This window comes from Thermocatellispora tengchongensis (assembly GCF_014202315.1).
Taxonomy (GTDB): domain Bacteria; phylum Actinomycetota; class Actinomycetes; order Streptosporangiales; family Streptosporangiaceae; genus Thermocatellispora; species Thermocatellispora tengchongensis.
Genome location: NZ_JACHGN010000001.1, coordinates 385,205 through 400,167, shown reverse-complemented (window position 1 = coordinate 400,167; position 14,963 = coordinate 385,205). Strand labels below are relative to the sequence as shown.

Sequence of the window (14,963 nt, the reverse complement as noted above, 5' to 3'; positions counted from 1 at the left end):
ACCGGTGGCCCGTGGGCGCGCCGGCACCCAAGATGAACGGTAAGGGACTGTGCAGGAAATGACTCAGCCTCGGCTTCTCGGTGGTCGCTACGAGCTCGACGGCGTGGTCGGGCGCGGCGGCATGGCCGAGGTGTATCGCGCCCGGGACATCCGCCTGGACCGAGTGGTCGCGATCAAGACGCTCCGCTCGGACCTTGCCCGCGACCAGACCTTCCAGGCCCGCTTCCGTCGTGAGGCGCAGTCGGCGGCGTCACTGAACCATCCGTCGATCATCGCGGTCTACGACACCGGCGAAGACATGATGGACAACACGCCGGTGCCGTACATCGTCATGGAGTTCGTCGACGGCCGCACGCTGCGCGACCTGCTGCGCGCCGACCGCCGCCTGCTGCCCGAGCGCGCCGGCGAGCTGGTCGACGGCATCCTGCGGGCGCTCGACTACAGCCACCGCGGCGGCATCGTGCACCGCGACATCAAGCCGGCCAACGTCATGCTCACCCGCAACGGCGACGTCAAGGTGATGGACTTCGGCATCGCCCGCGCCATGGCCGACTCCGCCGCCACCATGACGCAGACCGCCCAGGTCATCGGCACCGCGCAGTACCTGTCGCCGGAGCAGGCGCGCGGCGAGCGGGTCGATGCCCGCAGCGACATCTACTCCACCGGGTGCGTGCTGTACGAGCTGCTGACCGGGCAGCCGCCGTTCACCGGCGACTCCCCCGTGGCCATCGCCTACCAGCACGTGCGCGAGGACCCGATCCCGCCCTCGCAGATCGACCCCGAGATCCCCAAGTGGGCCGACGCGATCGTGCTCAAGGCCATGGCCAAGGACCCGGCCCACCGCTACCAGAGCGCGGCCGAGATGCGGGCCGACCTGCAGCGGGCGATGTCCGGCATGCCGGTGGACGCGCAGACCATGGCGATCAGCAACAACAACTCCTACGCCAACGCCACCCGCACCATGGTCGCCCCGGGCCCGGCCACCCAGCGCACCGGCGCGATCGCCGACTACCAGTACGGCCCCGAGGACACCGGCACCCGCGTCGCGGGCGGCGGCGGGGGCCGGCGGCGCGCGTCGGGCGGCAACACGGCGGTGAAGACCGCGGCGTGGATCCTGATCCCGCTGCTGATCATCGGCGCGTTCATCGGCGTCGGCTACGCCTTCCTCAGCTCGCCGGGCGACACCGGCGGCGTGAAGGTGAAGATCCCGGTGCTGACCACGCAGCAGGCCGCGGCGGCCGAGAAGACCCTGGTCGACATGGGGCTGAAGGTCACCGTGGTCCAGGAGTTCAACTCCGACGTGGAGAAGGGCACGGTCATCGGCACCGAGCCCGCGGCCGGCACCGAGGTCGAGAAGGGCTCGGAGGTCCAGCTCAAGGTCTCCAAGGGCGTCAAGCAGGTCGAGGTGCCCAACGTCGTGGGCCAGAGTCCCGCCGACGCCGAGGCGGCGCTGAAGGCCAAGGGCTTCGAGGTGACCGTGGTCACGCGGGCGGTCAACCGCACCCCCGACCGGGTCTACCAGACCGACCCGAAGCCCGGCGAGAAGGCCGACGAGGGCGCCACGGTGCGCATCTACGTCCCGGCCGACCGCATCGAGGTGCCCGACGTCACCGGCTACACCCTGGACGACGCCAAGCAGCTCCTTGAGGACGCCGGGTTCCGGGTCCGCACCCAGGAGCAGCCCAGCGACACCGTGCCCCAGGGCAACGTGATCGCCACCAGCCCGCCGGCGGGCAGCAAGCTCAGCGGCAGGACCACGATCACGGTGATCGTGTCCACCGGCCCCGAGCAGCCCACCCAGCCGACCGAGGAGCCGACCTTCGGCGAGCCCACCGACGAGCCCACCTTCACCGAGCCGACCGACGAGCCCACCTTCGAGGACCCGGGCGGCGACCTGGACAACCCGGGCGGCGACGGCGGCGACCTCGGGTTCTAGCCTGACGGGGTTCTGACAGGTTCTGGAGACGACGAGAGGGCCTCCGCCGCTCGGGGGCAACGGCGGAGGCCCTCACCACAATGTCGTTTCGGCGGGGCCGGGTGTTACAGCTTTCCGGCGACGGGTTCGCGGATCTCGCTCAGCCAGTTCCGCAGCAGCGTGTGGCCGTGCTCCGACAGGATCGACTCGGGGTGGAACTGGATGCCCTCGATCGGCGCGGAGCGGTGGCGCAGCCCCATGATCTCGCCGTCGTCGGCGACGGCGGTCACGGCCAGCTCGCCGGGCACGGTGCCGGCCCGCACCGCGAGGGAGTGGTAGCGGGTCATGGTGACGGGTGAGGGCAGGCCGCGGAAGACGCCCTCGCCGTCGTGGGAGATGCGGCTGGTGCGCCCGTGCATCAGCGTGGCCGCCCGCGCGACGGTGGCGCCGTACGCGACCGCGATGGCCTGGTGGCCCAGGCACACGCCCAGCAGGGGCACCCCGGCCCGCGCGCAGGCGGTCACCAGCGGCACGCTCACCCCGGCGTCCTCGGGCGCGCCCGGTCCCGGGCTGACCAGCACCCCGTCGTACGCCGTGGCGTCGGCGACCGCGACGAGATCGCGGGGGCGTACGTCGCACTCGGCCCCCAGCGCCCGCAGATACTGCACGATGGTGTGCACGAAGCTGTCGTGGTTGTCCACCACCAGCACCCTGCTCATCGGCCCCTCCGACACCACGACACCCGGGTGGGATCGCCACAGGCCACCTGCGGCGACTATCCTTACAGCGGTCTTCGCATACAGCGATTACGCTAGCTGACAGAGCCGAGAGGGCGATCCGGGTCCCTCTGGCCCATACCAGGAGTCACCCCGTGCCGAAGTCGAAGGTTCGCAAGAAGGCGGTCTACACCCCGCCGCAGAAGTCGCAGCAGGTCAAGGTCAGCCCCCGCTGGCTCGCGCCCACCATGGTGGCGGCGTGGATCATCGGCATCCTGTGGATCGCGACGTACTACGTGGCGCCCAACGTGCCCGGGATCAGCTCCCTGGGCAACTGGAACCTCGCGGTCGGGTTCGCTTTCATCATCTTCGGTGTGGTGCTTTCCACCCGCTGGCGTTAGTGGTTTCCACAGACTTTATCCACACCCTGGGGAAGCTCTATCCGCCCACCAGGAACAGGGAGGGCGGGAACACCGCCACGAGCAGCACCAGCACGGCCAGGATCGCGCCCGCGCCGCCCCACTGCACCAGCGAGCGGTTCTTCTCCGGCGCGTACGCGAAGGCCACGGCCACCAGCGAGCCGGTCACCAGCCCGCCGAGGTGGCCCTGCCAACTGATGCCGGGCAGTAGGAAGGTGAGCACCACGTTGATGCCGATCAGCCACAGCACGCCGCGCGGGTCGTAGCCGAGCCGCTTGCTGACCACGAACAGCGCGCCGAACAGGCCGTAGATCGCGCCCGACGCGCCGACGGCGCTGATGCCCAGCAGGTAGACGCCGATCGACCCGCCGATCGCGGAGATCAGGTAGAGCGCGGCGAAGCGGAGCGCGCCGAGGCGGCGCTCCAGCTCGGGGCCGACGGCGTACAGCGCCCACATGTTGAACAGGATGTGGGTCAGGCCGAAGCCGCCGCCCGTGGGCGGAGCGTGCAGGAACGCGCTGGTGATCAGCCGCCACCACTCGCCCAGCAGGCCGACGCGGTAGGACTGCATGGCGAAGGTGTTCAGCACCCAGTCGGTGCTGACGACCTCGGCGAGGTAGGCCAGGATGTTCACGGCCAGCAGGGTGTAGGTGACCCTGGGGCTGGTGACGTGGCCGCCGCCGAAGACCGCGCGGGCCTGCCGCACGCCCCGGTTGGCCTCGCGCACGCACTCGACGCACTGGTGGCCCACCGCGGCCTCGCGCATGCAGTCGGGGCAGATCGGCCGCTCACAACGCTGGCACTTGACGTAGGTCTCGCGGTCGGGGTGCCGGTAGCAGGTCGGCACGGCCCCCGCGTCGGGCTGCTCGGGCTGCGCCGGCGGCATGGGTGGCTGGGTGGTCATCGCGTGCTCATGGCCCTTTCGGCTGGGCGTTCGGCCCGTGCGTCGTCCTCCCACAGCCTATTCGCCAACGGCGCATGCCGCGCCGCTCCGGCGACGCCCCTCGGCCGCGCCCCGGGGCGCGGCCGGGTCGGCGGTGCGGCCCGTCCCGGCGCGCACGCCGTGCCGCGGCGCGCCGGGACCCGGCGGCGTCACGCCTGGGTGCGCTGGATGGTGACCTCTTCGAGCACCACGTCCTGGACCGGGCGGTCCATGCGGCCGGTGGGGACCTTGGAGATGCGGTCCACGACGTCGGCGCCCTCGACGACCTCGCCGAAGATGGTGTGCTTGCCGTTGAGGTGCGGGGTCGGCACGACGGTGATGAAGAACTGCGAGCCGTTGGTGCCGTGGCCCATGCGCTTGCCCGCGTTGGCCATGGCGAGCAGGTAGGGCCGGTTGAAGTACAGCTCGGGGTGGATCTCGTCGTCGAACTCGTAGCCCGGCCCGCCGATGCCCTGGCCCAGCGGGTCGCCGCCCTGAATCATGAAGCCGGAGATCACCCGGTGGAAGATCGTGCCGTTGTAGAGCTTGTCGGTGCTCTTCACCCCGGTCTCGGGGTGGGTCCACTCCCGCGTGCCCTCGGCCAGCTCCACGAAGTTGCGCACCGTCTTGGGCGCGTGGTTCGGGAAGAGCTCGACCTTGATGGTGCCGTGGTTGGTGCGGAGCGTAGCGAAGAGTTTGTCAGCCACGGGGAGGCTGCCCCCTTTGAGATTTTCGCCTGATCGCGCAGGCTGTAATGGTTGTGTTACAAGTGCGGCCTTCGACCGCTCACGTCATCCTCCCACGCGCCCTACCCACACCGCGGGCCCGCGAGCACCTTCGCCAGGTTGCGGATGCCACACGAGCACCCCACCCCAGCTCAGCCAGGCGGGCCCCACCCCAGTTCAGCCAGGCGGGCCCCACCCCAGTTGAGGCAGGCGGGTGGTGAGGGGGTCACCTGGGCGCCCCAGAGTCAGGTTCAGGTAGGTGGGTTGTGGGGGCTTGGGCGCGGGTCGTGTCTGGACTGAGGAGGGCGTGAACCCGACGAAGGAGGGTTCGCGACCGACGAGGGAAGACACGACCCTGGAGGCGCCCAAGCCCCGCGCATGCGGAGCATGCGCCATAAGCACGCGTGTGTTTCCCTTTCTAGGGGGAAGGTGTCGATGCGGGGCCCCAACGACAGGGGAGGTTGTCGTGTCCCTGAGTATGAGGAATCGCCGCGTCGAGGTGATGGTACCGAAGACGTGGCTGGGCCGGATGCAGGCCCAGATGGCGCATGCCACCGAACGGATGGCGCACGCCACTGAGCGGGTCGGGCCGATGGCCTCGGACGCTCGCGACATGGCCGCGGAGCGGATCGTCAATGCCAGATCCTGGGCCGCGCCCAGGCTGGACCGGGCGGCGCACACGGTCGAGGAACAGCTCGCCCCCCGGGTCAGCGCGATGCTGGCCGACGCCGCGAGGCGGATCGACCCGAAACCGGTGAGGTCGAGGCGGTGGCCGATGCTGGTCCTGCTGAGCGGCCTCGCGCTGGGCGCCGCGGGTTTCTACATGTACCGCAAGAACGCCCAGCAGTGGACGGACACGATGAGGGACAGCGCGGCCGACGCGTCCCAGTGGATGGGCGAGAAGGCCGAGCAGACGGGGGAGCGGATTTCCGAGAAGGCCGAGACGGCGGGAACGGCCGCGGATCGGCAGGCCGAGGAGATCTCCAAGAAGATGTCCTGATCGGTTCGCGCGAGGCGGCCCGCCGGTCGAATGGACCGCGGGCCGCTTTCGTGCGGGCCCCCGTTGACTCCGCACCAAGCGCTTGTTAGAACCGGTGCCACACCCCCACCTGTGGAGCACCGATGACGCTGTCACCGCTCGACGACCACCCGATCCACCAGACGGCCCAGGTCATGCGGCACGTGGCGACCTCCGACCGCAACTTCTACGACCGGTACTACTTCAACTGCCACCCCCGCTCCGACGAGCTGATGCTGATCGTCGGCCTCGGCCAGTACCCGAACCTGGGGGTCACCGACGCCTTCGCCTGCGTACGGACCGCCGATCTGCACCGCGTCGTACGAGCCTCGCGCGAGCTGGGCCCCGACCGCATGGACACCCGCGTGGGCCCGTTCCGGGTCGAGGTGCTGGAAGGGCTCAGGCGGCTCCGAGTGGTCCTGGAGCCCACCGAGCACGGTCTGGCCTTCGACCTCACCTTCGAGGGCGCGATCCCGGCGACGCTGGAGCCGCGGCACTTCCTGCGCCGCCGGGAACGAGTGATCTTCGACTCGGTACGCCTGGCGCAGACCGGCACCTGGACCGGGACCATCCAGGTGGGCGAACGGCGCTTCGAGGTCACCCCCGACCGCTGGTGGGGCACGCGCGACCGCTCCTGGGGCGTACGCCCGGTGGGCGAGCCCGAGCCGCCCGGCATCCAGGCCACCGACCCGGGCACCTTCTACTGGCTCTACGCCCCGATGCAGTTCGAGGACCACGCGATCCTGTGCATCCTCCAGGAGGACCACCGGGGCAGGCGGCTGCTGGAGGAGGCGGTGCGCGTGTGGGGGTTCGGCACCGGCCGCGAGGAGACCGACTACGAGACCGAGTACCTGGGCCGTCCCGAGTACCGCCCCGAGTACGCGCCCGGCACCAGGGACGTCACCTCGGCCGTGATCACCTTCACTCCGCCCGGCGGCAAGCCGTTCGACGTGCACTGCACCCCGATCCTGCCGGTGCACCTCATGGTGGGCACCGGCTACGGCCTGGAGCAGGACTGGCGGCACGGCATGTGGCAGGGTCCGGAGCCGGTGGTGCAGGGCGTCACGTACCGGCTCCCCGAGGACGCGGCGCGCATGTGGGGCATGGTGGACGCGGTGGGCCGGTTCGAGTACGACGGCCTGGTGGGACATGGCCTGTACGAGTACTGGGCGCTGGGCCCGCACCCGTCCTTCCCCGCAGGCTGACCCCCGGCCCGCCGCGCGGTCTCAGCGCCGGTTCACTTCTTCGCCGCCACGCAGGCGATGCCCTTCTTGAGCTCGACCTTGACGGGCTCGTCGGTGGGGATGGTCTTGGAGGGCTCGACCTCACCGGCCCGGCCCGGTTCGCCGGGGGTCGCCGGGACGGCGGGGACCGCCTGGACGGCGTCGGGAACCGCCTCGCCGTCCTCGATGACGACCTTCGTGGCCTCGCCGGCCTCGACAGCCTTGCCGGGCTCGACGGCCTTGGCGAGTTCGCCGGCCTTGGCGAGTTCGCCGTGCTCGCCGGACGGGAGCGCCACCGTCACGGACGGCTCGACCTTCTTGCCGTCCTGGTCCACGCAGACGATCTCGGCCGTCTCCGTCTTGGCCCAGGATGGGGAAGGGTCGGCGCTGGCCGCGCTCGCGCCGACCAGCACGGTCATGAGCAGGAACCCGGCCGCCGCGCCGACCGCGGCCACACGTCGCTTGAGCATGTCTCGTCCTCCTGTGAAAAAGGCGATGGATGTGCCGAACGGGGCCGAGCCTGCCGGGGCGCACCTGAAGCGGGGCTGAACGCGGCCGAGATCGTCTTCAGGTTCGCTTTAGGTACGCTGCGGCAGTCTTGCGCCATGCGTGTACTGCTGGTCGAGGACGAACGCCGGCTCGCCGATCTGGTCAAGAGCGGCCTGGCCGGCGAGGGGTTCGCGGTGGACCTCGCCTACGACGGCCGCGACGGGCTGTGGATGGCGACGGAGAACGACTACGACGTGATCGTCCTGGACGTGATGCTGCCGAGGCTGAACGGGTACGCGGTGTGCCGGCGGCTGCGCGAGGCCGGCAACTGGACGCCGATCATGATGCTCACCGCGAAGGACGGCGCGTACGACGAGGCCGAGGCGCTGGACACCGGCGCCGACGACTACCTGTCCAAGCCCTTCTCCTACGTGGTGCTGGTGGCGCGGCTGCGCGCCCTGGTACGGCGCGGCGGCCGGGAGCGCCCGGTCTCGATCAGCGTGGGCGACCTCACCGTGGACCCGGCGGGGATGCGCTGCCGCCGCGGTGAGGTGGAGATCCCGCTGACGCCCAAGGAGTTCGCGGTGCTGCACGGCCTGGCCCGGCGGGTGGGCGAGGTGGTGTCCAAGAGCGAGCTGCTGGCCCAGGCGTGGGACTTCGCCTACGACGGCGACCCGAACATCGTGGAGGTCTACATCAGCGCCCTGCGCCGCAAGATCGACGTGCCGTTCGGCCGGAACTCCCTGGTCACGGTGCGCGGCGCCGGCTACCGGCTGGAAGCGGGGAACTGACGTGCGGCTCCCCCTGCCCTCGCACGCGTCGGTGCGGCTGCGTGCCACGGTGGCGGCCACGCTGGTGGTCGCGGCGGCCCTGGGCGTCTCGGCGCTCGTGCTGGTGCTGGCCCTGCGCGGCAGCCTGCACGACAGCGCCGGCGCGGAGGCCGTACGCCGCGCGGAGGCGGCCGTGCAGGTCGCGACCACGATGGCTCCCGGCACCGCCCACCCGGCGACCCCCGCGTACCCTCATCTCGTCAGCTCGATCACCCTCGTCGATCCGGACGTGCGTGTCGTGGCCGGCGCCGAGGCGGCCCCCACCCCCGCTACCGCCGAGCGGGACGGGTTCGTGACCGCCACGCTGCCCCTCCCGGCCGGCACGGCCTGGCAGCCGGCGCTCGCGGTGGAGGCCAGGTCCTCCCTCGCCCCCTCCTACGATGCGCTGGCCACCCTGAACAAGCTGCTGCTGCCCGGCATCCCCGGCCTGCTCGCGGTGGTGGCCGCGATGACCTGGCACACGGTCGGGCGGGCGCTGGCCCCGGTCGCCGCCATCCGGGCCAAGGTGGCCGAGATCACCGCCAGCGACCTGCACCGGCGGGTCCCGGTCCCGGCCGCCCGGGACGAGATCGCCGAGCTGGCCCTGACCGTGAACGCCACCCTGGACCGCCTGGAGCGGGCGGTCGGGCGGCACAAGCGGTTCGTCGCCGACGCCGCGCACGAGCTGCGCAGCCCGATCGCGACCCTGCGCACCAGGCTGGAGCTGGGGGCCACCGGGCCGGACCGGGACCTGGCGCGGGAGGCCCTGGTGGACGTGGAGCGCCTGCAGTCGCTCACCGCCGACCTGCTCCTGCTGGCCCGGCTGGACGCGGCCGAGCCGATCCCGCGTGCGGAGGTGGACCTGGGCCAGCTCGCCGCCGAGGAGGCCCTGCGCGCCCGTCCCCGCCAGGACGTGCGGGTGCGCCTGGACATCGCCCCCGACGTGGTCGTCCACGGCTCCCACGGCCACCTCGCCCGCCTGGTCGTCAACCTGGTGGACAACGCCGTACGGCACGCCGCCTCCACGGTCACCGTGCGCGTCGCGGCCGAGGACGGCCGGGCGGTGCTCGACGTGCGCGACGACGGGCCCGGCATCCCGGCCGAGCACCGCGAGTCGGTGTTCTGCCGCTTCACCCGCCTGGACGAGGCCCGCGCCCGCGACGCCGGCGGCAGCGGGCTCGGCCTGGCCATCGCCCGGGACATCGCGACCCTGCACGACGGCACCCTGGAGGTCGCCGGCACGCCGGACGACGGGCCGGGCGCCCTGCTCCGGGCCGCTTTCCCGCTGCCGATGTTCCACGTGGACCCAGACCGGCTACTCCAGCCGGGCCGGGCAGCCGAGCTCCCGGGAGAGCCGGGCGAGCAGGTCGGCGACCCCGGCCCTGGTGCGGGCATGGAAGCCGAGGAAGAAGCGGTTGGCGAGCGGCACGCCCCAGCGCATCCGGCGGGCGACGTTGTAGACCCGGTGCACCAGCCGGGTGCCGTCGGGGTGCGGGAGAAGCCGGTACTCCCCGCGGTACCACCAGCCGCCCTGCGTGGCCAGCAGGTTGCGCACCCGGTCCACCTCCACGGTGAGCCCGTGGCCGGGCCCGGCGAGCCGGTAGCGCTCCACCGGCCCGGAGGCCACGCCGGTCAGCGCGCCGTCCGGGACCAGCCCGCTGCGGCGTACGTCGAGCACGATCCCGGCGACCCGCTCGACCGGGGCCTCGATGACCCCGGCGACCTCGACGAGCGGTGCGCTCATCGCGGGGTCACCTCGTAGCTCACCGGGACGTCCCGGTAGACCAGCCGGTAGACCAGGGTCCAGAAGCGGTAGGCGAAGCCGCCCCGCAGCATGCGCGCCTCGTCGTCGCTCAGGCGGCGGGCGGTGCCCTCGACCGTCGCGCCGAGCACCTTGCCGGTCTTGGTGCACGGGGCCAGCGTGACGCGCGGGTCGCGGGCCATGCGCTTGACCTTCCAGGTCTTGGCGCGGGTGGTGAAGTGGGCGACGCCGTCGCCCACGGAGATGCCCACCGGCGTGCCGACGCCGGTCCCGTCGCGGCGGAAGCTGGTTAGCAGCGCGACGCCGGAGGTGCGCAGCGGCGCCAGCGGATCGGCGGCCTGCGCGCCGGTCGAAGGGGATGCGGATTCGGACATGGACGGCTCCCTTTGCGGTGTCGTGTCCGCGCGGGGCCCGCCTATCCTTGGAGTTCGCGGGTCCGGGGGGCGAGCCGCCTCGCGGTGGTGGTCGTGCTCCGGTCCAGGGCCCGCCGGGTGTTGGCGCACCCGGCGGGCCCTTCTCACTGCGGTCTCAGTCAGGTGCGGGGTTCTCCTCCTCGGCGAGCGAGGCGAGCAGGCCCGACTTGAGCGAGGCCGGCCAGGTCAGCTCGCCGGAGCCGAGGCGGGCCAGCACGGTGCCGACCCACTCCGCCTCGGCGGCGCGCAGGGCGCGCTCGCACTCCAGCTCCAGCGCGAGCACCCGGGGCAGCCCGTTCTCCTCCAGCGCGCGCATGTGCGCGTCGAGCGCGGCCACCCGCCCGTGCAGCGCCGCCGCCCGGCCGCGCAGGGCGCGCTCGGCGGCGGGCACCGGCAGGCAGCCGATGAGCGAGATCGCCGCCACGAAGGCGCCGGAGTCGTCGCCCGGCTGCTCCAGCAGGCGGGTGAGCCGGGTGGCCAGCTCGGCCCGGCCCTCGGCGGTGATCCGGTAGACCGTGCGCTCGGGCCTGCGGCCCTCGCGGCTGGTCTCGGCGGGCTCGATCAGCTCCTCGGCGGCCAGCCGGTCAACCGCGTGGTAGAGGCTGCGGGGGAGCCCCCGTACGTACTCCTTGTGCGTGTCGATGATGAAGCGGTGCAGCTCGTAGGGGTGGCTGGGCCGTACCGAGAGCAGGGCGAGGACGGTCAGCCCGACCAGGTCGGGTCCGGATCGCCGCCGCGCCATGCAAACCTCCTTATTGCATTACGCACTATAACGATATTACGCGTATACCGACAAGCCCCACCGCGCCGTACGGGCACGGTGGGGCTCGTCTTGCGGGATGACCTCAGCGGGGGGTGAACAGCGGCTCCCAGGAGCCGCTGCGCTGGCTGTGCTCGCGGTAGCCGCTCAGCGGGATCGCCTCCCGGCCGTCCGCGCCGAGCAACACCAGCCGGTTGCGGAACTCGCCGCCCTCGCAGACCTTCCTCCCGCCGGCGTACTCGCACGCCCAGGCCACCAGGTGCCCGTCGTCGGCCCAGGTCAGAAGCTGCTCGATGTGGTAGCCCGACACCGGCGTGTACGTCGTCACCTCCCCCGTGCGCAGGTCACGCACCGCCGCGACCGCCTGCTCCTCGGCCGACGTGGGCACGGCGGTCGGCGGCGTCTCGACGGGCCGGGCGGTCTCGACGGGCCCGGCCGCGCGGGGATGGACCGCGAGCAGCTCCCCGGAGGGGGACAGCCCGGCCTCCAGGGAACCGGCGACGCTCTCGTCCGGCGGGGCGGCCACCTGCTTGCCGTCCAGGTCGTAGAACCGGTACGGGGTGTCGAAGCGCGAGCCGTGCTCGCGCACCAGGGTCCCGTCGCGGCTCCAGTCCAGGTCGGAACGGGTGTTGCGCTCGTCCGCGGCCGGTTCGAGCGCGACCCGGTGCGAGGTGCCCGCGGCCGGGTCGATCAGGGCGAAGCCGGTGCGCGCCGGCCGCCGCTCCTCCAGCGGGCTCTCGTAGCCGCCGTCCGGGTCACGCCGGTACGTCGTGGCCAGCAGCCGGGTGCCGTCGGGCGACCAGCGGACCGCCCCCACGGCCTGCCCCACCTCGACCCACCGGATCTCGCCGGTCTCCACCGTGAGCAGCCCGACCCTGGAGGCCGGATACGCCTCGACCACCGCCGCCTGCCGCCCGCCCGGCGCGACGTCCAGGGTCGCCCACGGCGTCTTGTCGTAGGCGTCCTCGGCCGGGTCGTACAGGTACCAGGTCCGCGTCACGCCGTTGCCCGGGTCGTCGCCCTTCTGCCGCCACACGTAGTAGGCGTACACGGCCACCCTGCCCGCGGCGATCAGGCCGTCGGGCGGCGAGGAGCCGGGTCGCGCGCGCACCTCGGTGGTGCCCGCCCGGGTCGTCGGGTCCGCCGTGGCGGCGCTCCTGTCGGAGCCGCGCTCGGGACCGGTCAGCACCGGCGTCGCGACCGCGACCGCCGCCACCGCCACGGCCGCCGCGACGGCCCCCGCCAGCGCCGCGCCCGCCCGCCGTACCCGCCTGCGCCTGCGTCCGGCCAGCACCCGCGCGGCCAGGTCCTCGGGCGTGTGCGCCTCGCCGGCCCACTCGCGCATCGTCCGCCTGACCAGCTCGTCGATGGTCACGTCTGCACCTCCCCCAGGATCGTGGCCGGGGCCCCCGGCTCCTCCAGCCGGCTCAGCTCCGGAGCGAGCTCGCGCAGCCGGGCCAGCGAGCGGTGCGCGGTGCTGCGCACGTTTCCGACCGAGCAGCCGAGCACCGCCGCGACCTCGCTCTCCGGCAGGTCCTCGAAGTACCGCAGCACCAGCACCGCGCGCTGCTTGGCGGTCAGCCTGGCCAGCGCCCGGCGTACCACGATCTTCAGGTCGGCGCCGGCCGTGGCGTCCGGACCGGCCGTCTCGGGCGGCTCGGCCATCGCGGTCTCCCTGCGCGTCCTGGCCAGCCGCCACCAGGAGACCTGCTGGCGGTACATGACCTGCCGCACGTACGCCTCCGGCGACTCGACGGTGCGCCACTTCGCCACCGTCTGGGTCAGGGCGGCCTGGAGCAGATCCTCGGCCGCGTGCTGGTCTCCGCCGGTGAGCAGGTAGGCGAGGCGCATGAGTGCCGGCGACCTGGCCGACACGAACTCGCGGAATCGTCGCTCCGCTGCGGCGTCCACGATCACCTCCAATGCCGTTCGTCGGCATGTGAGACGCTCGGGGCACCGCCACACTATGCCTCGCGCTACGACCCGCCCCCATCTGAGTCGGCGGAGTCGGCGGCGAACACGATGGCGCCCAGGTAGCCGTCGCCGTCCTCGGCCAGCTTCAGCAGCATGGAGTCCTGGTAGATGGAGTCGTCGTCGTTGAAGGTGTCGCGCCCGCCGCGCGCCGCGTACGGGGCGGCGGCCAGGACCTTCGTGTTCAGCGCCTCGTCGAACATCACCTGCGTGGTCAGCACCCGCTGGTCGCTGATGTGCACCATCGCGTGGATGTGCACCGTGCGTCCGGGGTACCAGCCCGGCCAGATCGTGGTGAACCGCACGATCCCGTCCTCGCCGGTTACCTGGGCGCCGCGCAGGTAGCGCTCGTCGTCCAAGGGCGTGAGGTCCCCCGGCCCGCCGCCCCCGCCCCGTGAGAGCGACTCGGCGCCCGAGTAGAGCCCGGCCGCGTCGCAGTGCCAGATCTCCACCACCGCGTCGCGCAGCGGGGCGCAGGTCTCGGTGTCCTGCACCTTGATCCCGAGGGTGAGCCGGACGCCCTCGCGGTCCTCCCGGATGTCACTGCGGATCTTGCCGGCGTCGAAGTAGTACGGCCCCTGCGTGGTCGCGGGCGTGAGTGTGCAGGTGCGGGCCTGCTCCAACAGCGCGGCCAGGTCGGCGGGCCCGGTGGCCCTCGGGGTGATCGTGGCCGTGCCGCCGCCGGTGGTCGGGACCGGCGTGGGCGTCCTGCCGCCGGTCGGGCTCTCGGAGCAGGCGGCCAGGATCGCCCCCAGCCCGACCGCGCCGATCCCGGCCAGCGCCGTACGCCGGCTCACCCGCTGCCCTTCGTGGTCGTGTCCCATGCGCCCATCCCTGTCGCCGATTGCTGCTGTTTGGGAAGGTATGGGGTGTGGATGAACCGGATCTGAGAACGCGCCGGGCTCAGCTCCGGCCGGCGCGGCTCAGGGCGGAGCGGCAGGCGCGGATCGCGGGATGCCGGCCGCTGCCCTTGCGGCAGGCGGTGAGAATGCGCCGCACGGGCGCGCCGGGCAGTTCGCGCAGCTCGGCCGTGGGCCGCCCGGAGCTGACCCAGGCCAGGTCGGGCACCATCGCGACCGCGTGCCCCTGCTCCACCAGCCGCAGGTGCACCAGCAGGTCGGTGGACTCGTAGCGGACGTCCGGCTCGAACCCGGCGTCGCGGCACAGCGCCACCGCCCACCGCCGCGCCGGCGTACCCGCGGGCTCCATGATCCACGCCCGGCCGGCCAGCTCGGACAGGTCGCGCACCTCGCCCTCGCCCGGGGGCAGGGCCAGCCGCATCGGGTCGTCGAGGAGCTCCTCCTGCTCCAGCTCGGCCGCCCGGGGCGCGGGGTGGCCCGGGTACTCCTCCGTCAGCACCAGGTCGTGGTCGCGGGCGGGGAGCGCGAGCAGGGCCCGGTCGGGCTCGGCCTGGGTGACCTCGACGCGCAGCCGCGGGTGCTCGGCGCGCAGCAGGGTCAGCGTGGCCGGGATCAGCGTGAGCATCGCGGTCTGGAACGAGGCCACCCGCAGCGTGCCGCGCAGCTCGGCGAGCGAGCCGGCGATGTCGGCCTCGGCCATCTCCAGCCGTTCCAGCAGGTACTCGGTGTGCGCGACCAGGATCTCGGCCTGGGTGGTGAGCCGCACCCGGCGCCCGGCCGGTTCGAGCAGCGGCACGCCGACCTCGGATTCGAGCAGCGAGAGCTGCTGGGAGATGGCCGACGGGCTGTAGGACAGGGCCGCGGCCACCGCGGCGAGAGTGCCGCGGTGCTTGAGCTCCCTGAGCAGTCTGAGCCGGTGAAGATCGAGCACGGCGACCCCCGCAACGTTCACATCTTGTGA

16 protein-coding genes are annotated in these 14,963 nt (G+C 72.6%); 6 read left to right on the top strand and 10 right to left on the bottom strand.

The features are described from left to right. Nucleotides 1-58: 58 nt before the first annotated feature. Complete coding sequence (pknB, locus tag HNP84_RS02015) at nt 59-1,936, top strand: Stk1 family PASTA domain-containing Ser/Thr kinase (protein WP_185047567.1); 1,878 nt, start codon at nt 59-61, stop codon at nt 1,934-1,936. A gap of 104 nt (nt 1,937-2,040) precedes the next feature. On the opposite strand, the gene HNP84_RS02010 is transcribed toward pknB, so the two are convergent. Continuing rightward, a complete protein-coding gene (locus HNP84_RS02010; protein WP_185047566.1) occupies nt 2,041-2,634 on the bottom strand; it encodes an anthranilate synthase component II in 594 nt (197 codons plus the stop codon). 152 nt (nt 2,635-2,786) lie between these two features. Here HNP84_RS02010 and HNP84_RS02005 point away from each other — a divergent pair, with 152 nt between their 5' ends. Continuing rightward, complete coding sequence (locus HNP84_RS02005) at nt 2,787-3,032, top strand: cell division protein CrgA (protein ID WP_185047565.1); 246 nt, start codon at nt 2,787-2,789, stop codon at nt 3,030-3,032. A 37-nt stretch (nt 3,033-3,069) separates the two neighbouring features. Here HNP84_RS02005 and HNP84_RS02000 read toward each other — a convergent pair whose 3' ends face one another. Together HNP84_RS02000 and HNP84_RS01995 are read right to left on the bottom strand one after the other, a co-directional pair. Further along, a complete protein-coding gene (locus HNP84_RS02000; RefSeq protein WP_185047564.1) occupies nt 3,070-3,954 on the bottom strand; it encodes a rhomboid family intramembrane serine protease in 885 nt (294 codons plus the stop codon). A gap of 188 nt (nt 3,955-4,142) precedes the next feature. Then, nucleotides 4,143-4,679: a peptidylprolyl isomerase gene (locus HNP84_RS01995; protein WP_185047563.1), complete on the bottom strand. Its 537-nt coding sequence runs from the start codon at nt 4,677-4,679 to the stop codon at nt 4,143-4,145. 520 nt (nt 4,680-5,199) lie between these two features. On the opposite strand from HNP84_RS01995, the gene HNP84_RS01990 reads away from it, so the two are divergent. Together HNP84_RS01990 and HNP84_RS01985 are read left to right on the top strand one after the other, a co-directional pair. After that, the gene (locus tag HNP84_RS01990; RefSeq protein WP_185047562.1) at nt 5,200-5,697 is read left to right on the top strand and encodes a hypothetical protein; all 498 of its coding nucleotides are present in this window, start codon (nt 5,200-5,202) and stop codon (nt 5,695-5,697) included. Between the two features lie 122 nt (nt 5,698-5,819). Continuing rightward, nucleotides 5,820-6,920, top strand: coding sequence for an Rv3169 family protein (locus HNP84_RS01985; protein WP_185047561.1), 1,101 nt, complete (start codon nt 5,820-5,822; stop codon nt 6,918-6,920). A 32-nt stretch (nt 6,921-6,952) separates the two neighbouring features. Here HNP84_RS01985 and HNP84_RS01980 read toward each other — a convergent pair whose 3' ends face one another. After that, nucleotides 6,953-7,408 carry a hypothetical protein gene (locus HNP84_RS01980; RefSeq protein ID WP_185047560.1) on the bottom strand — a complete coding sequence of 152 codons (456 nt, stop codon included), beginning with the start codon at nt 7,406-7,408 and terminating at the stop codon, nt 6,953-6,955. A gap of 135 nt (nt 7,409-7,543) precedes the next feature. Between HNP84_RS01980 and HNP84_RS01975 the strand changes: the two genes are divergently transcribed. Both HNP84_RS01975 and HNP84_RS01970 read left to right on the top strand, forming a co-directional pair. Beyond that, nucleotides 7,544-8,218 carry a response regulator transcription factor gene (locus tag HNP84_RS01975; RefSeq protein ID WP_185047559.1) on the top strand — a complete coding sequence of 225 codons (675 nt, stop codon included), beginning with the start codon at nt 7,544-7,546 and terminating at the stop codon, nt 8,216-8,218. Nucleotide 8,219: 1 nt separating this feature from the next. After that, nucleotides 8,220-9,998, top strand: coding sequence for a sensor histidine kinase (locus tag HNP84_RS01970; protein ID WP_312923412.1), 1,779 nt, complete (start codon nt 8,220-8,222; stop codon nt 9,996-9,998). On the opposite strand, the gene HNP84_RS01965 is transcribed toward HNP84_RS01970, so the two are convergent. The 6 genes from HNP84_RS01965 to HNP84_RS01940 all read right to left on the bottom strand — a co-directional run bounded on the left by HNP84_RS01965 (nt 9,977) and on the right by HNP84_RS01940 (nt 14,954). Beyond that, the gene (locus HNP84_RS01965) at nt 9,977-10,372 is read right to left on the bottom strand and encodes a PPOX class F420-dependent oxidoreductase (protein ID WP_185047558.1); all 396 of its coding nucleotides are present in this window, start codon (nt 10,370-10,372) and stop codon (nt 9,977-9,979) included. The genes HNP84_RS01970 and HNP84_RS01965 overlap by 22 nt on opposite strands. Before the next feature lie 154 nt (nt 10,373-10,526). After that, complete coding sequence (locus HNP84_RS01960) at nt 10,527-11,153, bottom strand: PadR family transcriptional regulator (RefSeq protein WP_185047557.1); 627 nt, start codon at nt 11,151-11,153, stop codon at nt 10,527-10,529. Nucleotides 11,154-11,256: 103 nt separating this feature from the next. Further along, nucleotides 11,257-12,546 carry a WD40 repeat domain-containing protein gene (locus tag HNP84_RS01955; protein ID WP_185047556.1) on the bottom strand — a complete coding sequence of 430 codons (1,290 nt, stop codon included), beginning with the start codon at nt 12,544-12,546 and terminating at the stop codon, nt 11,257-11,259. Next, nucleotides 12,543-13,082, bottom strand: a complete 540-nt coding sequence (locus HNP84_RS01950) for a SigE family RNA polymerase sigma factor (RefSeq protein ID WP_185047555.1) — start codon at nt 13,080-13,082, stop codon at nt 12,543-12,545. The genes HNP84_RS01955 and HNP84_RS01950 overlap by 4 nt, the downstream gene beginning before the upstream one ends. A gap of 65 nt (nt 13,083-13,147) precedes the next feature. Next, the gene (locus HNP84_RS01945; RefSeq protein ID WP_185047554.1) at nt 13,148-13,966 is read right to left on the bottom strand and encodes an intradiol ring-cleavage dioxygenase; all 819 of its coding nucleotides are present in this window, start codon (nt 13,964-13,966) and stop codon (nt 13,148-13,150) included. Nucleotides 13,967-14,045: 79 nt separating this feature from the next. Next, nucleotides 14,046-14,954 carry a LysR family transcriptional regulator gene (locus HNP84_RS01940; RefSeq protein ID WP_312923409.1) on the bottom strand — a complete coding sequence of 303 codons (909 nt, stop codon included), beginning with the start codon at nt 14,952-14,954 and terminating at the stop codon, nt 14,046-14,048. Between the last annotated feature and the right edge of the window lie 9 nt (nt 14,955-14,963).